19 protein-coding genes are annotated in these 18,172 nt (G+C 65.7%); 3 read left to right on the plus strand and 16 right to left on the minus strand.

Annotated features, from left to right (window positions below; all coding sequences use genetic code 11):
• Positions 1 to 11: 11 nt before the first annotated feature.
• On the minus strand, positions 12 to 587 hold the full coding sequence (petA, locus tag AYJ57_RS05685; RefSeq protein ID WP_066102424.1) for a ubiquinol-cytochrome c reductase iron-sulfur subunit: 576 nt from the start codon (positions 585 to 587) through the stop codon (positions 12 to 14).
• A gap of 227 nt (positions 588 to 814) precedes the next feature.
• Here petA and AYJ57_RS05690 point away from each other — a divergent pair, with 227 nt between their 5' ends.
• A complete protein-coding gene (locus AYJ57_RS05690; protein ID WP_066102427.1) occupies positions 815 to 1,477 on the plus strand; it encodes an outer membrane protein in 663 nt (220 codons plus the stop codon).
• Between the two features lie 88 nt (positions 1,478 to 1,565).
• Here the strand turns inward: AYJ57_RS05690 and AYJ57_RS05695 are convergent, their stop codons facing one another.
• The 6 genes from AYJ57_RS05695 to AYJ57_RS05720 all read right to left on the minus strand — a co-directional run bounded on the left by AYJ57_RS05695 (position 1,566) and on the right by AYJ57_RS05720 (position 6,258).
• The gene (locus tag AYJ57_RS05695; protein ID WP_066102430.1) at positions 1,566 to 1,859 is read right to left on the minus strand and encodes an alkylphosphonate utilization protein; all 294 of its coding nucleotides are present in this window, start codon (positions 1,857 to 1,859) and stop codon (positions 1,566 to 1,568) included.
• Between the two features lie 24 nt (positions 1,860 to 1,883).
• Positions 1,884 to 2,654 (minus strand): CDP-diacylglycerol--serine O-phosphatidyltransferase, encoded by a 771-nt coding sequence (gene pssA, locus AYJ57_RS05700; RefSeq protein WP_066102433.1) that lies wholly within the window; start codon positions 2,652 to 2,654, stop codon positions 1,884 to 1,886.
• Entirely contained in the window at positions 2,647 to 3,321 is a 675-nt protein-coding gene (locus AYJ57_RS05705; protein WP_066102435.1) for a phosphatidylserine decarboxylase, read from the minus strand. The genes pssA and AYJ57_RS05705 overlap by 8 nt, the downstream gene beginning before the upstream one ends.
• Positions 3,322 to 3,435: 114 nt before the next feature.
• The gene (locus tag AYJ57_RS05710; RefSeq protein WP_066102437.1) at positions 3,436 to 4,050 is read right to left on the minus strand and encodes a glutathione S-transferase; all 615 of its coding nucleotides are present in this window, start codon (positions 4,048 to 4,050) and stop codon (positions 3,436 to 3,438) included.
• 198 nt (positions 4,051 to 4,248) lie between these two features.
• Positions 4,249 to 5,895 carry a chaperonin GroEL gene (gene groL, locus AYJ57_RS05715; RefSeq protein ID WP_066102441.1) on the minus strand — a complete coding sequence of 549 codons (1,647 nt, stop codon included), beginning with the start codon at positions 5,893 to 5,895 and terminating at the stop codon, positions 4,249 to 4,251.
• A 69-nt stretch (positions 5,896 to 5,964) separates the two neighbouring features.
• Positions 5,965 to 6,258, minus strand: coding sequence for a co-chaperone GroES (locus tag AYJ57_RS05720; protein ID WP_066102444.1), 294 nt, complete (start codon positions 6,256 to 6,258; stop codon positions 5,965 to 5,967).
• 299 nt (positions 6,259 to 6,557) lie between these two features.
• Here AYJ57_RS05720 and AYJ57_RS05725 point away from each other — a divergent pair, with 299 nt between their 5' ends.
• The gene (locus AYJ57_RS05725) at positions 6,558 to 7,526 is read left to right on the plus strand and encodes a DMT family transporter (RefSeq protein WP_083191162.1); all 969 of its coding nucleotides are present in this window, start codon (positions 6,558 to 6,560) and stop codon (positions 7,524 to 7,526) included.
• A gap of 22 nt (positions 7,527 to 7,548) precedes the next feature.
• On the opposite strand, the gene AYJ57_RS05730 is transcribed toward AYJ57_RS05725, so the two are convergent.
• Positions 7,549 to 8,226: a DUF2161 domain-containing phosphodiesterase gene (locus AYJ57_RS05730; RefSeq protein ID WP_066106728.1), complete on the minus strand. Its 678-nt coding sequence runs from the start codon at positions 8,224 to 8,226 to the stop codon at positions 7,549 to 7,551.
• Between the two features lie 88 nt (positions 8,227 to 8,314).
• On the opposite strand from AYJ57_RS05730, the gene AYJ57_RS05735 reads away from it, so the two are divergent.
• Positions 8,315 to 9,304: a TraB/GumN family protein gene (locus AYJ57_RS05735; protein ID WP_066102447.1), complete on the plus strand. Its 990-nt coding sequence runs from the start codon at positions 8,315 to 8,317 to the stop codon at positions 9,302 to 9,304.
• Here AYJ57_RS05735 and AYJ57_RS05740 read toward each other — a convergent pair.
• From AYJ57_RS05740 to AYJ57_RS05775, 8 genes are all read right to left on the minus strand, one after another.
• Entirely contained in the window at positions 9,301 to 11,322 is a 2,022-nt protein-coding gene (locus tag AYJ57_RS05740; protein WP_066102450.1) for a M3 family metallopeptidase, read from the minus strand. The two genes, AYJ57_RS05735 and AYJ57_RS05740, sit on opposite strands and share 4 nt — an antisense overlap.
• A gap of 176 nt (positions 11,323 to 11,498) precedes the next feature.
• Entirely contained in the window at positions 11,499 to 12,284 is a 786-nt protein-coding gene (locus AYJ57_RS05745; RefSeq protein ID WP_066102452.1) for an amino acid ABC transporter permease, read from the minus strand.
• A gap of 16 nt (positions 12,285 to 12,300) precedes the next feature.
• On the minus strand, positions 12,301 to 13,107 hold the full coding sequence (locus AYJ57_RS05750; protein ID WP_066102454.1) for a transporter substrate-binding domain-containing protein: 807 nt from the start codon (positions 13,105 to 13,107) through the stop codon (positions 12,301 to 12,303).
• Positions 13,108 to 13,194: 87 nt separating this feature from the next.
• Positions 13,195 to 14,250, minus strand: coding sequence for a HesA/MoeB/ThiF family protein (locus tag AYJ57_RS05755; protein WP_066102457.1), 1,056 nt, complete (start codon positions 14,248 to 14,250; stop codon positions 13,195 to 13,197).
• The gene (dut, locus tag AYJ57_RS05760) at positions 14,250 to 14,687 is read right to left on the minus strand and encodes a dUTP diphosphatase (RefSeq protein ID WP_442974736.1); all 438 of its coding nucleotides are present in this window, start codon (positions 14,685 to 14,687) and stop codon (positions 14,250 to 14,252) included. Before dut ends, AYJ57_RS05755 begins: the two co-directional genes overlap by 1 nt.
• 128 nt (positions 14,688 to 14,815) lie before the next feature.
• Complete coding sequence (coaBC, locus tag AYJ57_RS05765) at positions 14,816 to 16,012, minus strand: bifunctional phosphopantothenoylcysteine decarboxylase/phosphopantothenate--cysteine ligase CoaBC (protein WP_066106730.1); 1,197 nt, start codon at positions 16,010 to 16,012, stop codon at positions 14,816 to 14,818.
• 110 nt (positions 16,013 to 16,122) lie between these two features.
• On the minus strand, positions 16,123 to 16,971 hold the full coding sequence (locus AYJ57_RS05770; protein ID WP_066102462.1) for a ChaN family lipoprotein: 849 nt from the start codon (positions 16,969 to 16,971) through the stop codon (positions 16,123 to 16,125).
• Positions 16,968 to 17,849 carry an RNA polymerase factor sigma-32 gene (locus AYJ57_RS05775; protein WP_066102465.1) on the minus strand — a complete coding sequence of 294 codons (882 nt, stop codon included), beginning with the start codon at positions 17,847 to 17,849 and terminating at the stop codon, positions 16,968 to 16,970. The genes AYJ57_RS05770 and AYJ57_RS05775 overlap by 4 nt, the downstream gene beginning before the upstream one ends.
• Positions 17,850 to 18,172: the final 323 nt, after the last annotated feature.

Genomic DNA, 18,172 nt, shown 5'->3' on the forward strand with positions numbered 1-18,172 from the left:
AGCGCCTCCCCTTAGCCCAGCAGGATCGTGGTCTCTTCCACGAAGGAAGCCACGGGAACGTGAAGGTTCTGCGGCGCCGGGCCCTTGCGAATGCGGCCAGCGGTGTCGTAGTGCGAACCATGGCAGGGGCAGAACCAGCCTCCGACGCCGCCCGCAGTATAATCACCGGCATTGCCCAGAGGCACACAGCCAAGATGCGTACAAACGCCCATCATGACCAGCCACTCGCCCGCCTCGTCGAGGGTGCGGTTCTGGTCGGTGGCATCGGCTCCGGCGGCGACGTTCTCGTTTCGCGCCTCGGTGTCGACGAGCTGATCCATGGTGACCGAGCGGGCTTCCTCAATTTCCGCTTCGGTCCGGCGCCGGATGAACACCGGCTTGCCGAGCCATTTGACCGTAAGCTGACTGCCGGACTCCACCCCGGACACGTCAACACGGATGGTGCTCAACGCACGGACGTCCGCCGACGGGTTCATCTGGTTGACCAGCGGCCAGACGGCCGCGCCAGTGGCGACTACGCCGGCACCGCCGGTGGCATAGAAGAGGAAATCTCTTCTGGTGCCTTCGTGATCTTCTGCTTGTGACACGGGGTCTTCTCCATTCCTCAGAGGCCGGTTTCGCGGCCGGCCGACACGCAGATAAGGCCGCGCAAGAACGCAGCATTTCCATAGGCTGTATTATCGGCCCGCCCATCGTCCGTAAAGCAAACATAACAGTCACATCCATCAGAGTGCCGATGTGTCGCGGTTGAAACCCTGCCACAGCGGAAGATATTAGCCAGTTAAGAGATGTTCCCCAAAATGGAGGCAAGGCCATGAAAGCCCTGATTCTGCCCACCACGCTGCTTGGTCTCGGCCTCGCCGCACCCGCCTTCGCGCAAGACTTCGAAGCCTCGGTCTACACCGGCTGGCAAACCGCGCCGCACAGCCGCATCACCGGCGAGTATCCCGGCACCGGCGCCGATTTCGACGAGCTGATCGGCTGGGAAGGCAAATCCTTCGAGATGCCCCCCTACTGGGGTCTGCGCGGCACTTGGTGGCAAAACGACACCTTTGGCTGGGCGCTCGAATTCACCCACGCCAAGGTCTATGCCAATGAGGACGACCGCGACGATGCGGGCTTCTCGACGCTGGAGTTCACCGACGGCATCAACATCCTGACCGTCAACGCCATGCGCCGCTGGCCCGAGCAGTGGGGCAAGCTGACCCCCTTCGCCGGTGCAGGTCTTGGTGTTGCAGTGCCGCATGTCGAAGTGGCCACCACCGGCGGCACGGATGATACCTTCGAGTATCAGTACACCGGCCCGGCCGCGCGCCTGCTTGCTGGCGTAAGCTATCCGATCAACGACACGTGGTCGGTCTACGGCGAGTATCAGTTCACCTACTCGTGGAACGAGGCCGATCTCGACCAAGGCGGCACGCTGAAGACCGACATCAAGACCAACGCGCTGAACGTCGGCCTGTCGATGAAGTTCTGATCGGCACCATGCCATCGCGGAAAAGACAAAGCGCTCCCCTCGGGGAGCGCTTTTGCTTTGGGGTGGCACCGGGGCCGGAAGAGCCGCCTTAGCGCTTCTTCACGAACTCGGTGCGCAAGACCAGACCCTTGATCGTGTCGTGGCGACAGTCGATCTCTTCGGGATTGTCCGTGAGCCGGATCGAACGGATCACCGTGCCCTGCTTCAGCGTCTGCCCCGCGCCCTTCACCTTCAGGTCCTTGACCAGCACCACCTGATCGCCATCGGCCAGCAGGTTGCCCGCAGCGTCACGCACCTCGACCACCGCAGCCGCAGCCACCTCGGAGGCGGGCTTCCACTCGCCGCTGGCCTCGTCATAGACCCACTCTTCGTCTGTGGCCATCTTGGCCTCCCTGCTCAGTCCCGCTCAGTCGGGCGCGCTGCCGCGCATACGTTTCTTCGGAAGCATGATCACCACCGCCACGAGATAGGCCGCACAGAAGAGCGCGAGGGTGATCCATGCGTAGGTCAGCACCGCAGCGCCGACAAATGCCACACCGACCAGCACGTATTTGACGTTCTGGCGCGAGATGCGCGTGGTCTTGAACGACCACGTGGGCACGCGGCTGATCATCGCCAGCCCGGCCAGCACCAGCCAGCCTGCCAGCAGCAGATCGGGGAACATCGGCCCGGCACCGAGCCCGAAGCTGAGATACATCGGCAGCATCGCCAGAAGCGCCCCCGCCGGAGAGGGCACGCCGGTGAAATAGGCGTTGTCGTGATCCTTGTCCTCGGACTTGCGCATCACGTTGAACCGCGCAAGGCGCACCACCGCGCAGACCGCAAACACCAGCACCGCGATCCAGCCGAAGCTGCGGCTGTCTTCCAGCGCCCATGTATAAAGCAGCATCCCCGGCGCCACGCCGAAGTTGAGGAAATCGGCGAGGCTGTCGAGTTCGGCGCCCATGCCGCTTTCGGACTTCAGCGCCCGCGCCAGACGTCCATCCAGCCCGTCGAGCACCGCCGCCAGCAGGATCAGCTGCACCGCCAGTTCGTAAGACCCCTGCAAACCGAAGCGGATCGCGGTGAGACCGGCGCAGATGGCCACCACGGTCAGCACGTTCGGCAGCAGTTGGATCAGCGTCACCTTTTCGGCGGCGCGGACCTTCGGATCCTCTGTCGGCTTCTGATCATTCATTCAGGGGCTCCCCAAGGTCGGCAATGACGCTCTCGCCCGCGATCATGGTCTGGCCGATGGCAACCTGCGGCTCCACCCCCTCGGGCAGATAGACGTCCAGACGCGAGCCGAAGCGGATAAGACCGAACCGATCGCCACGGTTCAGCCGGTCGCCGTCCTTCACCCACCACATGATACGCCGCGCCACAAGGCCTGCGATCTGCACCACTGCGATCTCGCGCCCGTCCTCGAGGCGGATGCGCAGCGCGTTGCGCTCGTTGTCCACCGAAGCTTTGTCGAGCGAGGCGTTGAGGAACTTGCCGGGGCGATAGGCCACCGAGACGATCTCGCCCGTCGCCGGGGTGCGGTTCACGTGACAGTTGAACACCGACATGAAGACCGACACGCGAGTCAGCGGCGCATCGGGCATGCCCAGCTCCGCCGGCGGCACGGCGGGCTCGATCAGCGACACCACACCGTCGGCGGGCGAGACCAGCAGGCCGGGGCGCTGCGGCACCACGCGCTCGGGATCGCGGAAGAAGTAATAGCACCAGACGGTGAGGCCGACGCCGATCCAGCCCAGCGGGTCCCAGATCAGGAAGAGCACCACGGTGATCGCGGCAAAGATGCCGACGAACTTGCGTCCCTCGGGGTGCATCGGTTTGATGAACGTGTCGCGCATCCGCATGGGGAGGCTCCCTCTTGGCTGGGATTTCGGGGGTGCAGGCAGCTAAGCGCAAGCGCGCCCGCGTGCAAGCCCTTTGGCAACCACGGGGCGCACGGTCAGGCGAGGCTGGCGCGGTCAGGCCTCGGCGGCCATCGGGTCGGTCGCCTGCATCGCGGGACGCTGGGAAAACGCGTCATACCATTCGGCCAGCGCCTCGCGCCCGACGCGCCACTTGCGGGCGTCATGGCGGAAATCGAGATACCCCAGAGCACAGGCGACCGAGATATGCCCCATGTCCACGCGCCCGGCGAGATGGCTCATCCAGCGCGTGTTGAGCGCGTCGAGCGCGCGGCTCACCTTGCTCCACTGGCCTTCGATCCATTCCATCGAGACCTGCTCACGCGGGCGGAAGCGTTCCTCGTAGATGATCAGCACGGCGGCATCCATGATGCCGTCGCCAGTGGCCTCAAGCGTCAGCGTGTCCCAGATGCGGCTCTCGGGATAGAGCCCGGCCTCGGCGCGGGCATCGAGAAAGCGGCAGATCACCCGGCTGTCGTAAAGCGTCGGCCCGTCGGCACGCACCAGAGCGGGGATCTTGCCCACCGGGTTGGCCGAGACCAGCGCGGGATCAGGCGTCAGCGGAGAGGCGGTGACCTGCACCATCTCGACATCCTCGTACTGGCCGGTTTCATGCAGCGTCACCAGCACCTTACGGACAAAGGGGGACGGTCCGGCCTGCAGCAGTTTCATCGCAGATCTCCTTGCGCGGTTCTCGCTCCGGAGCCTAGCGCGCTGGCCGCGAAAGGAAAATGGCGAAGGCGGCGATGCGCCGAAATGCCCACCGCCCTTGGCCGAGACGCCCCTCGCCAAGGGCGCATCAAACGCAAAACGGGGGGCCGAAGCCCCCCGCCTGCTGCCCGAAGGCAGACGTCCTAATGGACCGGCAGATTACATCATGCCGCCCATGCCGCCCATGCCGCCCATGTCGGGCATGCCGCCGGCCGGCGCGTCTTTTTGCGGCTTGTCTGCCACCATCGCTTCGGTGGTGATCAGCAGGCCAGCAACCGAAGCTGCATCTTCCAGTGCGGTACGCACGACCTTCGCGGGGTCGATCACGCCGAACGAGAACATGTCGCCATATTCGTCGGTCTGAGCGTTGTAGCCGAACTTCAGGTCTTCCGATTCACGCACTTTGCCTGCGACGACCGAGCCGTCGACACCGGCGTTCTCGGCGATCTGGCGCAGCGGAGCTTCCAGAGCCTTACGCACGATGGCGATACCGGCGTTCTGGTCGGAGTTCTCGCCAACCAGACCTTCGAGGGTCTTGGCGCCCTGCACCAGAGCGGTGCCGCCGCCGACGACGATGCCTTCCTGCACGGCTGCGCGGGTGGCGTTCAGAGCGTCGTCCACACGGTCCTTGCGCTCTTTCACTTCCACTTCGGTCATGCCGCCGACGCGGATGACAGCAACACCGCCTGCCAGTTTGGCAACGCGTTCCTGCAGCTTCTCGCGGTCGTAGTCCGAGGTGGTTTCCTCGATCTGGGTGCGGATCTGAGCGACGCGCGCTTCGATCTCGGCTTTCTCACCGTGGCCGTCGACGATGGTGGTCTCGTCTTTGGTGATGTTCACGGTCTTGGCGGTGCCAAGCATGTCCATGGTCACCGACTCGAGCTTCATGCCGAGGTCTTCCGAGATCACCTGGCCGCCGGTCAGGATCGCGATGTCCTGCAGCATGGCCTTGCGGCGGTCGCCGAAGCCCGGTGCTTTCACGGCTGCGATCTTCAGGCCGCCGCGCAGCTTGTTGACCACGAGGGTCGCCAGCGCTTCGCCTTCGACGTCTTCAGCAATGATCAGCAGCGGCTTCTGCGACTGGATCACCTGCTCGAGCAGCGGGACGAGCGGCTGCAGCGACGAGAGTTTCTTCTCGTGCAGCAGGATCATGCAGTCGTCGAGCTCTGCGATCATCTTGTCGGCGTTGGTCACGAAGTACGGCGACAGGTAGCCGCGGTCGAACTGCATGCCTTCAACAACGGTGGTCTCGGTCTCGAGGCCTTTGTTCTCTTCGACGGTGATGACACCCTCGTTGCCGACCTTCTGCATCGCGTCTGCGATCTGACGGCCGATTTCGGCTTCGCCGTTCGCCGAGATGGTGCCGACCTGAGCAACTTCGTTGCTGTCGTTGACCGGGCGTGCAGCTGCCTTGATGGCTTCGACGACTTTGGCGGTTGCCAGGTCGATGCCGCGCTTGAGGTCCATCGGGTTCATGCCCGCGGAGACGGCTTTGACGCCCTCTTTCACGATGGCCTGAGCCAGAACGGTCGCGGTGGTGGTGCCGTCACCGGCTTCGTCGTTGGTGCGGGAAGCGACTTCCTTCACCATCTGCGCGCCCATGTTCTCGAACTTGTCTTCCAGTTCGATTTCCTTGGCCACGGACACACCGTCTTTGGTGATGCGCGGTGCGCCAAACGACTTGTCGAGCACAACGTTGCGGCCTTTCGGGCCGAGGGTCACCTTCACCGCGTCGGCGAGGATGTTCACGCCTTTCAGCATGCGCGAGCGGGCGTCGGTATCGAACTTCACGTCCTTTGCAGACATCTGCGAGTTCTCCTAAATCTGTATTGAGGTCAGGCGTATCGGGCCCGCAGGCCCGGAGCGATCAGCGGATCAGGCCGCCTCGGTGATGCCGAGGATGTCCGATTCCTTCATGATCAGCAGCTCTTCGCCGTCGATCGACACTTCGGTGCCGGACCATTTGCCGAACAGCACGCGGTCGCCGGATTTCACGGCCATCGCGATGAGCTCGCCGGAATCCTTGCGGGCGCCTTCGCCGCAGGCAACGATTACGCCCTCAGCGGGCTTCTCTTTTGCGCTGTCGGGGATGATCAGACCGCCCTTGGTCTTTTCGTCGCTCTCAACGCGGCGAACCAGCACGCGGTCGTGAAGCGGTTTGAATGCCATCTTCGAGTCTCCATAGCTCAAAGGTTGTCCCTGTAGGCCCCCGCTGATAGCCAGACGGCGTCTGACCCGAGAGCCATTAGCACTCACCCTTGTGGAGTGCTAACGAGGCATAGCTAGGCAGGCCCACGTTTTGAGTCAACACTCCCGTCCGAGAAAATTTCATGACACCCGGCAGAGCGCATCGACCCGCGCCCGAGACATGTGCACGGCCCGGCGCTCTCGCAAGGCAAGCCACGCAGGCCATGGCATATCTCCGCCGAATGTGGTGACCTGACTGAGATCACAGAATCGAGACCCACATGGCCATTCCCTACGCGCCGATCTCGGCGCCCTCCCCGCTGCAGCAGCCGCCGCACGACAATACCCGTGGCTTCCTGTTCATGGCGCTCGGCTTTTTCGGCTTCGGCATCACCGACATGCTGGCCAAATTGCTGACCGAACATCTGCCGCTGATGCAGGTGATCTGGTTCCGGCAGTCGGGCCTGTTCATCGGGGTGATGGTCCTGCTGATGATGCGCGGCAGCCATATCCTGCGCACGCCGCACCCGGTGCTGCAGATGCTGCGGGGGGTGATCGCTCTGAGCTCGGCCGCCTGTTTCATCATGTCGCTGCGGTTTGTCGGACTGGCCGATGCCACCGCGGTGACCTTCACCGCGCCGTTCATCGTCACCGTCTTCGGCGCACTCTTGCTCAAAGAGCCGGTGGGGCCGCGCCGCTGGGCCGCGGTGATCACGGGCTTCATTGGGGTGCTGGTGGTGATCCGTCCGGGCATGGGCGTCTTTCACCCGGCCATCGGCTTTGCCTTCATCGCGGCGCTTTTCTTTGCAGCCCGGCAGCTTCTGTCGCGCTACCTCAGCGGTGCGGACAGTATTGCCACGACGGTCAGCTACACCTCGCTCACCTCGTTCCTGCTGTGCTCGGTGCCTCTGGTCTTCATCTGGCAGACCCCGCCCAGCCTTGGGGTCTGGGCCATGTGCCTGATCATCGCCACGACGGCGGGCCTTGGCGAGTTCCTGATCATCCGAGGGCTCGACGTCGGTCAGGCCGTGGTGATGGCGCCGGTGCAATACACGATGATCATCTGGAGCACCCTCTACGGCTTCCTCGTCTTCGCCGATCTGCCCGATTTGTGGACCTTCGTCGGCTGCGGGATCATCATCGCCTCGGGGCTCTACACGCTCTACCGAGAGCGCGTGCTGGCCAAGCGCGCGAAACGCGCCGCCGCCGCCGCACAGGCAGAATTGCAAGCCACGCCAAGCGAGGCCTAAGCAGACGGCCCGAGGGGCGGCGTCACTCCGCCGCCTCTTCCTCCCAACTGCCCGCCCAATGCACCAGCCCCTCGCGTCCCGCATCGGTCAGATCGTAGACCCCCACCCGCACGCGGGTAAACCAGCCATAGTGATTGTCGGCCATCAGCCGCGTCGCCACTTTGACCCCGGTCGCCGCCACCACATCCCTGCCCCGGCTCTCGCCGGCCTCGATCAGGAACGCCGCACAGCGCAGCGCGTCCTGCCGGTAGCCGGTGACGATGCCATGCCGCGTGGCGCCGCCGTCGTTGGGATCGCCGGTGATCCGCCGAAACTCGCGCAGCAGCTTGGCCTGCCCTGCCTTGCTCTTGCGCGGTGCATAGGGGCCCGGATCGCAATGCACTTCGGCGCGCCCGTCCTTGACGGTGATGAACCCCAGCCCGAGCCGCCGGCACATGGCCAGATTGTCCTTCAGCGCCCGCCGCGCCGTGCGCCCGCCGGGTTTTGGCACCGCGATATAGACCAGATCGGACAGCCGCAGCCGCGCCAGCGCCTGATGAAACAGCGCCAGCGTGATCTTCAGCTTCAGCTCGACGATCACCGGCGCTTCGTCACCGCGCACCGCCACGAGGTCGGCCGCGCCCACCTCGCCCTTCACCTCATAGCCCTGCCGGACCAAAAGCGCCTTTACCGGCGCATAGAGTTCACTTTCCCGCAACATGGCCGCCACCATCGCCCCGCCGCTTGCCGCTGGCAAGCCGCTGCCCTAGCCTGCCCCGGTTCCGCGTTCCCCGTGAGGTAGCCCCCGCATGTTCCGTCCGCTCATTGCCCTGCTCCTGATGCTCGCGCCCGCCGCGCTCCATGCCGCCTGCGAAGGCAGCGATCTGCGCGGCACGCTCACCGAGGCCGAACAGGCCGAGCGCAGCCGGATGCTGGCCGAGATCCCTTTCCCGGCGGGAAACCATTGGCGCGCCACCCGCGGCGATGAGGTGATCCATCTGATCGGCACCATGCATCTTGGCGATCAGCGCCTCGACGGGCCGGTGGAGCGCCTCGTGCCGCTGGTCGAGAGCGCCAGCACGCTGCTGCTGGAGATGACCCGCGCCGATGAAACCCAGCTGCAGCAGGCGCTGGCGGCGGATCCGGGGATGCTGACGCTCAAGGACAGCAGCCTGCCCGACCTTCTGCCCGAAGAGACGTGGCAGGCGCTGGCCGAGGCGGCGCGCGACCGCGGCATCCCGGCGATCCTCGCCGCAAAGTTCCAGCCTTGGTACCTGTCGATGATGCTCGCCACGCCGCCCTGTGCCATGGCGCAGCTGCAGGGCAAGACCGGGCTCGACAAGCGGCTCGAGGATCTGGCCGAGGGTGCGGGCGTGCCGACCCGCGCGCTCGAAAGCTATGACACGGTGTTCCGCCTGTTCAACGCCGAGCCGATCGAGGAACAGCTCGAAATGCTGCGCACCGGCATCCTCGACACGAAAACCGCCGAAGACCAGTTCGCCACCATGTTCGCCGCCTATTTCGAAGAGGCCCATGCCGACACGCTGGTGATCTCTCGGCTGATCGCCCGCCGGGCCCTGCCCGAGGCCCCCGCCGAGGTCGACAAGATGATGGATGAAACCGAGGCGCAGCTGCTGGTCGCCCGCAACCACGCGTGGATCCCGGTGCTGCTGGAGGCTGCAGAGCAGAGCGAGGAGCCCGTGGTGGCCGCCTTCGGCGCCGCGCATCTGGGCGGCACCGAAGGGGTTCTGAACCTGCTGGCGGATGAGGGGTTCAGCCTCACCCGCGAGGCGTTCTAGGCCGCCAGCCCGCGCCCTTTGAGCAGCGCTTCGACCCCGGGCATGCGACCGCGGAACGCGGTGTAAAGCTCTTCGGCCTCGACCGAGCCGCCCTTCGACAGGATGAACTCTTCGAGCTTCGCGGCGGTCTTGGGATCGAAGGCACCGCCCGCTTCCTCGAAAGCGGCAAAGGCGTCGGCGTCCATCACCTCGGACCACATGTAGCTGTAATAGCCCGAGGAATAGCCGTCCCCCGCGAAGACATGGGCGAAATGCGGCGTGGCATGGCGCATGGTGATCGCCGAGGGCATGCCGATGCTTTCCAGCACCTGCGCCTGTTTCGCCATCGGATCATCGGCGGCCTTGCCCGAATGGAACTCCAGATCGACCAGCGCCGAGGCGACATATTCCACCGTCTGGAAGCCCATGTCGAAGGTCGCCGCCGCCAGCACCTTGTCGAGCAGCGCCTTGGGCATCGCCTCTCCGGTCTCGGCATGGGTGGCAAACTCGGCCAGCACCTCCGGCACCTCCAGCCAGTGCTCGTAAAGCTGGCTCGGCAGTTCCACGAAGTCGCGCGCCACCGAGGTGCCCGAGACCGAGCCGAACTCCACATCCGACAGCATCTGGTGCAGCGCGTGGCCGAACTCGTGGAACAGCGTGCGCGCGTCGTCATAAGACAGCAGCGCCGGCTTGCCCTTGGACGGCTTGGCGAAGTTGCAGACGTTGATCACGATGGGTGCCTTCGTGACCGGGCGCTTGGCCTGGCTTTGCATCGCCGAACACCATGCGCCCGACCGTTTCGAAGCGCGGGCGAAGTAATCCCCGATGAACACCGCCAGATGCTCGCCGTTCCGCGTCACCTCCCACGCCCGGCAATCGGGGTGGTAAAGCGGCTGATCCAGCGCTCGGAACTCCAGCCCGAACAAGCGGTTGGCGCAGGTGAAGGCCGCCTCGATCATCCGCTCCAGCTGCAGGTAGGGCTTCAGTTCCGCCTCATCGAGATCATGCAGCGCGCGGCGCCGCTTCTCGGCATAGTAGCGCCAGTCCCACGCCCGGAAATCATCGTTGACCCCATCCTCGCGCAGCATCTCTTCCATCTGCGCCTGATCGGCCATCGCCGCGGCGCGGGCGGGCTGCCAGACCTGCATCAGAAGCTCGCGCACCCGCTCGGGGCTACCCGCCATCTCGGTCTCGAGCTTGTAGGAGGCGAAATCGGGATAGCCCAACAGCGCCGCGCGCTCTTCGCGCAGTTTCAGCACCTCGGCGGCGATGCCCCGGTTGTCGGTCGCCCCGCCGTTCTCGCCGCGCGAGGTCCATGCTCGCCACGCTGTTTCGCGCAGGTCGCGCCGGGGCGAGAACTGCAGGAACGGCACGATGAGCGAGCGCGACAGGGTGATCACCGGCCCGTTATGCCCGCCAGCCTCGCCCGCCGACCGCGCGCCATCGACGACAAATTCGGGCAGCCCCTCGAGATCAGCTTCGGTGAGCGGCATCACCCAATCAGCCTCGTCCTTCAGCAGGTTCTGGGTGAACTCGGTGCCGAGCACCGCAAGCCGCGACTTCACCTCTTTCATCCGCTCCGCCTCGGGCCCGGTGAGCGCGGCCCCTGCGCGCACGAACCCGCGGTGGGTGAGCATCAGCACCCGCGCTTCTTCGTCCGTGAGCCCCAGCGTATCGCGCTGCGCCCAGAGGTCCCGCACCCGGCCAAAGAGTGCCGCATTCGAGTAGATCGCCGAGCTATGCGCCGCCAGCTTGGGCGAGAACTCCCGCTGCAGCGCCTGCCGCGCCGCGTTGCTGTCCGCGCCCGCCACCGAGAAGAACACCGACAGCACCTTGTCGAGCGCCTCGCCCGCGCCCTCCATCGCCTCGATGGTATTGGCAAAGCTGGGTGCCTCGGGAGTGTCGGCGATCGCCTCGATCTCGGAGAGATGCGCCGCGAGCGCCTCGTCAAAGGCCGGGGCGAAATCCGCGTCGGAGATACGGTCGAAGGGGGCGAGGCCGAAGGGCGTGTCCCATTCGGCAAGCAACGGGTTGGTCATATGCAGACTCCTTTTGCAGCGAAGCTATGACCTTCGCCCGCCGCCTTCAATGGGGCTGGCGGATGCCTCCGGCGGGAGTATTTTCGGAAAGATGAAAGCCGGGCACCGCGCTGGCGCCTTCGTCTAGATCAAAATATCCCCGCCGGAGGCTCCGGCACCTGCCACCGGCGGCGCCCTCAGGGCCGCTCGCGCAGCCGCGCCTCGAGGTGCCGCAGCAGCAGCGACAGGGAAATGGTCAGCGTCAAATAGATCAGCGCCACCACATTGTAGGTCTCAAAGTAGCGAAAGTTGCCCGCCGCGGTGACTTTGCCCAGTTGCGTCACATCCAGAACCCCCAGCACCGAAACCAGCGAGCTGTCCTTGACCATGGCGACAAAATCATTGCCCAGCGGCGGCAGGATGGTGCGGATCGCCTGCGGCAGCACGATCAGCCGGAACACCTGAAAGCGGCTCAGCCCGAGCGCCTCGGCGGCCTCGATCTGCCCTTCATCCACCGACAGCAGCCCGGCGCGGAACACCTCGGCGATGAAGGCCGAATAGCCGATGGTCAGCGCGAGGATCGCCCGCCAGAGCAGCGAGAAATCCCGCACCCGGATTGGCTCGATCCCGAGCTGCCCGGCCAGCCAGTTCCAGCCCGCAACCAGCCCCGGCGCCAGCACGAAGGCGACATAGAGCAGCAGCACGAGGATCGGGATTCCGCGCAGGATTTCCGTGTAGAACCGCGCGATCTGACGCAGCACAAGACTGCCCGAGAGCGACATCAGCGCCACGCCCATGCCGATGAGCGAGGCCAGCGCAAAGCCCACCAACGTGACGAACAGGGTGATTTGCACGCCCTTCAGCAGCGTCTGCAGCACCTGCGCCTGCACCTCGCTGGTCAGCACCGCGCCATAGGCCAGCACCCCCAGTACCCCGGTGACCAGCAGCCACCAGGGAAAGTCTTTCTTCGCCTGCGGTTTCATGCAGCGCGGGCCGGGCTCATTCGCCCATCTTATAGTCGAGGAACCATTTCTTGTTCAGCGCCTCCAGCGTGCCATCGGCGCGCATCGCCTCGATGGCCGAATTCACCGGCGCCACGAGGTCCGAGCCCTTGGGGAAGATGAAGCCGAAATCCTCGGTCCCGAGCTTCTCGCCGACGATCTTCAGCGCGCCCTCCGAGGAGGCCACATAGCCGTCACCCGCGGTGCCATCGGTCAGCACCAGATCGATATCACCCACGCGCAGCGCCTGCACGCTGGCGCCGAAGGTTTCGAAAAGGGTGATGCGCGGGGTCTGCTCATCGCCATCAAGCACATCATAGACGCCGACGTAGAAGGGCGTGGTGCCCGGCTGCGCGCCCATCAGCAGGTCTTCATCGGCGGCAAAAGAGGCGGCATCGTCGAAACGATCCTCATCGCCGCGCACCAGCATGACCATTTCCGAGCGCATGTAGGCTTCGGAGAAATCCACCATTTCGGCGCGATCCTCGCGGATGGTGATGCCGGTCATGCCGATGTCGAACTGCCCCTCGCTCACCGCCGGGATCATCGCATCCCACGAAATGTTCTCATACGCGACGTTCATATTCAGCCGCGTGGCGATCTCGGCCATGGCGTCATATTCCCAACCGATCGCCTCGCCACTTTTGGGGTCGACGAACTGCAGCGGCGGATAGGCGTTCTCGGTGACCACCACCACCTCGCGGCCCTGAAGATCGGGCAGGTCCTGCGCCAGAAGCGGCGTGGCGGCAAGCAGCGCGGCGGCAAGCGCCGAGGCAAACGCAGGGACGGCATGGGTCTTAAGCATCGGGAAACCTCTCGGGAATTTGGTGTGGCGCCAGTATGGCGCGCGCCCTTCCCTTGGCAAGACCGGCGCGCCGCGCCCGCCGTGGGGTCAGCTGCCGCCGCCGCAGACCGGGCAATCGCTGCGCGGCTTGACGGCGATCTTGCGGGTCTCGCCCCAGAGCGCGTCATAGATCAGCATCTCGCCGCGCAGGGGCTGTCCGGCCCCGGCCAGCAGCTTCACCGTCTCTACCGCCATCATCGCGCCGATGACGCCCGGCAGCGGCCCCAGCACCCCGGCCTGCGCGCAGGAGGGCGCCAGCCCCGGCGCCGCGGCCACCGGAAAGACGCATTGATAACAGGGCGCGCCATGGGCCGGGTCGAAGACCGAGATCTGCCCCTCCCATTGGCTGAGCGCGCCCGAGACCAGCGGCTTGCCCTGCGCCGCCGCCACGCGGTTCACCAAATAGCGCGTGTCCGTGTCGTCGGTGCCATCGAGGATCAGATCGTAGTCGGCAATGAGATCCTCGGCGATGCCGGGATCCATGCGGCGGTGATAGGGTTTCACCGTCACATGCGGGTTCTGCGCCTCCATCGCCGCCTGCGCCGAAAACACCTTGGGCATGCCGATGCGCGCGTCGGTGTGGATCACCTGCCGTTGCAGGTTGGCGTTCTCGACGAGATCATCGTCGATCACCCCGATCGTCCCGACACCCGCCGCCGCGAGATACTGCAGCGCCGGCGCCCCGAGCCCGCCTGCGCCGACCACCAGCACCTTGGCCCCGCGCAGTTTCTTCTGCCCCGGCCCGCCCAGTTCGCGCAGCACGATATGACGGGCGTAGCGCTCAAGCTCGGTGTCGGACATGCGACCGGGCTTGGCGGGCACCTCAGCGGCCCGCGCCGCCTCGCCCGCCTGCGCCCGCGCCTTCACCCGGCGCAGCACCAGCGCATAGGCCAGTCCCAGCGCCACGAAACCGCCAAGGATCAGCCAGAGCGCCGGGCTGCCGCCGGTCAGCTGCCGCAGACCGTGGCCCTCGGGCAGGGCCACCTGGATCATCAACACGATCACATAGAGCAGCCCCAGCATGTAGAGCCGCGCCGTTTTGGAAGCCCCGAGCAGATGCCCCAGCCCCCAGATCGCCGCGCCGATGCCCAGCACCAGCAGCATCAGCGCGTGCCTGTCGAGCCAAAGCCGCCCTCGCCGCGCACCGTCTCCGGCAGGCTTTCGACCAGCTCAAAAGCGCTCTGCACCACCGGGGCCACGATCATCTGCGCGATGCGCTCGCCATGGGCCACGGTAAAGCTCTCCTGCCCGGCGTTCATCACGATCACCCCAAGCGGGCCGCGATAGTCGCTGTCGATGGTGCCTGGCGTGTTCGGCAGGGTGATGCCATGCTTCAGCGCCAGACCCGAGCGCGGGCGGATCTGCACCTCAAAGCCCTCGGGGATCGCCATGCACAGCCCCGTTGGAATGAGCGCGCGCGCGCCCGGCGCCAGCACGACCTCGCCCCGGTCGGGGAAATTCGCCCGCAGGTCCGCGCCCGCCGCCCCAGAGCTGGCATAGTGCGGCAGCCCCAGTTCCCGGTCCGCGCCCTCGTCCCACATCATCGCCACAGAAACCACGGCTCATCCTTTCCTTGTCGCGGCGCTGCCCGCTCCCGGGCCAGCACCTTCATTGTTCCCAAAATACGCAAATCTGCCGCCTCCGGCCCGCGCTCAGGCCAGTCTTTAGCTCAGCCCGCCAGCGCCCCGGCAATTCGCTCCGCCAGCCGCGCCGCCACCGCCCGCTTGCCCATGCGCGGCCAGTCCTCGGCGCCAGTTTCGGAAATCAGCACCACGGCGTTTTCGCTGCCGCCCATGATGCCGGTCGCCGGAGAGACGTCATTCGCGACGATCCAGTCACAGCCCTTGCGGGCGCGTTTGGCGGTGGCATTCTCGACCACATCGTCGGTCTCGGCGGCGAAGCCCACCACCAGCCCGGGCCGATCCTCGGTCATCTGCGCGACCTCGGCGAGGATGTCGGGGTTCTCGGCGAACTCCAGCGCGGGCAGTTTCCCCGCCTGTTTCTTGATCTTCGAGTTGGTCTCCGTCGCCATGCGCCAGTCGGCCACGGCGGCGGCAAAGATCGCGGCATCGGCGGGGAGCGCGGCCAGCACCGCTGCCCGCATCTCGCGCGCGGTCTCCACTTCGATCACTTCGACGCCAGCGGGGCGCGGCGCATCAGCGGGACCGGTGACAAAGACCACCTCGGCCCCGAGATCACGCAGCGCCTCGGCAATCGCCGTCCCCTGCGCGCCCGAGGAGCGGTTGGCGATGTAGCGCACCGGGTCGATCGGCTCATGGGTGGGGCCGGAGGTAACCAGCACCCGGCGCCCCTTGAGCGGGCCATCCGACAGCGCCGCGTCGATCGCCGCGAGGATTTCCATCGGCTCGGCCAGCCGCCCCGGCCCGAACTCGCCGCAGGCCATGTCGCCATCATTGGGGCCGACCACGCGCACGCCGTCGCCCTGCAGCAGCCCAAGATTGCGCTGCGTGGCGGGGTGCTGCCACATGCGCACATTCATCGCGGGTGCGATCAGCACCGGCGTGTCGGTGGCAAGCAGCAGCGTCGAGGCCAGATCGCCGGCCATGCCCTGCGCCATCTTCGCCATAAGGTCCGCCGTCGCCGGAGAGACCACCACCAGATCGGCAACGCGGCTGAGCTGGATATGCCCCATCTCGGCTTCCTTGGTGAGATCGAAGAGATCGCGGTGGACCTCCTCCCCCGCCAGCGCCGAGACCGAGAGCGGCGTGACGAACTCTTCCGCCGCCCGCGTCATCACCGGGGTCACCGAGGCGCCGCGCTCGCGCAGGCGCCGGATCAGTTCCAGCGACTTATAGGCCGCGATACCGCCGCCGATGATCAGAAGTATCCGCTTGCCGGAAAGCATGCTGCCGCGCCCCTCGCCCATCGGGGCCGCCTGCCCCGCTTTCGGCCCCAAGTGTTAGAGGCCGCGCCGGGAAAACTCAATCCGCCCGCGCCACCTCATCACAACGCGGCTCAGTTGCTCTGTGGCATCTGGAAGTCTTCGCAGGGATCGTCGCGCTCTGCCGGGGCCGCGTCCTCGACCAGATCGAAGCTGCCATCGGGCGCATCCATCCCCTCGGCATCGCCGGAGGTCTCGCCTTGTCCCAGCGCGGCCACCGTGACCTCGCCCGCCGCGCGCTCCACCAGCGCCGGGGCACCCCAGTCGCGGCGCGCATGACCATTGCCGGTGATCACCACCACCGGGCCGCCAAGGTCGGCATAGGCACTGAGCGCGGTCTCGGCCAGCCGCGCATCACGCAGGCGCTGGATGTCGACCATCATCGGCAGCATCTCGATCGGCAGGGCGTCGCAATGGGCGGCCATCTGCATCTGCTGCCGTGCCGCCTGCTCGTCCCGCTCAAGCGGCTCATCGAGCCCATAAAAGCCCGCACTCGGCCCGAACACCTCGGCCAGATCGCGATCCCGCACCGCGCGCGCTTCCTCGCGCGGCAGTTCCGCGCCGAAGATTTTCGCCTCGGGCGCCGCCGCAAAGATCGGGTAATACATGGAAAAATCCGGCCAGCCGCTGTCGTTCCACGCCAGAGCCGATTGCAGCGCCGCTTCGTCGCGCATGAGATCGGGCGTCACCTGCGCGGCCTGTTCGGCGGTCAGCATCTCAAACACCAGCGCCACCGGCTGGATCTCTGCAACCAGTTCAGCCTGACGCGCATGGTGGGCCGGGTTGTCGTGAATTTCGCCCAGAAACACGACGTCCGCCCCGGTGAGGGCGGACAGGTCGCCCTTGGTGGGCGTCTCCTGCCCCAAGAGCGGCGCAGGCAATGTGAAGGCCAGTAAGGCCGGGAGGGCAAGGGCTCGCATCATGCGAGGAAGTGTTGCACCTCTTGCGATTGCCCTTCAAGCGACTTGCGCATCTTGGCGAAGGCCGCAGCCTCAAGCTGGCGCACCCGCTCTTTCGACAATCCCAGTTCCTGACCAAGGCTTTCCAGCGTCCGGCTCTCGTCACGCAGCTTGCGCTCGCGCACGATGAACCGTTCGCGATCATTCAGCGACGTGAGCGCAGACACAAGCCATTCGCGCAGTTGTGCATTGTCGAGCTTGCCTTCGACGAGCATCGAGCTTTGCTCGCCCTCGTCTTCCAGCGTGTCGATCCACTCGCGGCCATCTTCATCGGTGCTCTGCGTGGCGTTGAGCGAATAGTCAGACCCCGACAGGCGGCCTTCCATCATCTCGACGTCATGCAGCGGCACGCCGATCTCGGTGGCGATCATCTCGCGCAGCTTCACACGATCCACCGCTTCGCCGCGGGCCGTCGCCTCGCGCTCGAGCCGAGCCTGAACGCGGCGCATGTTGAAGAACAGCGATTTCTGAGAAGAGGTCGAGCCGGTGCGCACCATCGACCAGTTGCGCATCACATAGTCTTGGATCGAGGCCTTGATCCACCAGACCGCGTAAGTCGAGAAACGGACGCCGCGGTCGGGGTCGAATTTATCGGCGGCTTTCATCAGGCCAAGGCCCGCTTCCTGAACCAGATCGTTCATCGGCGCGCCGTAGCGCTTGAACTTCGCCGCCATCGAGATCGCGAGCCGCATGTAGGCGTTGATCAACCGGTGCAGGGCCTGCTCGTCGCGCTGGTCTCGCCAAGCATATGCGAGCCGCAATTCCGTCTCGGCATCAAGCAGTTCCGCTTTCATAGCGCGACGCGAGAGAGTCTGGTCGTTAAAGCTGGTGTCCAATGCCATGAGAGGCCCCCGTTGGGTTCGGCCGGCGGCGCCAGCCTTCCGTTTCTCTTTGGTGTAATAACGTCGCGTCCCGGCATTTGGTTTCCGAGAAAATTGCACGAGCGAAGATCCGCACCTCCGAACCGCCGGATTCAGCGGGTTAGGGACGTCACACAGGGGCGCAGCATCCTTTGGCCCCGCGATGACGCAAGGGCAAAAAGCAGCCCATCAAGGCATTGGAATCGCTCGCGAACCCCAAGGCTTCATAGGTATGGGCGGGGGCTGTTTCCTCCGCCGTTCCATTGCACTTAGGTGGGTTGCAGAAAAAACACGTGGCAAGCGGG

The organism is Salipiger sp. CCB-MM3, assembly GCF_001687105.1.
In the GTDB taxonomy this organism is placed as follows: domain Bacteria; phylum Pseudomonadota; class Alphaproteobacteria; order Rhodobacterales; family Rhodobacteraceae; genus Salipiger.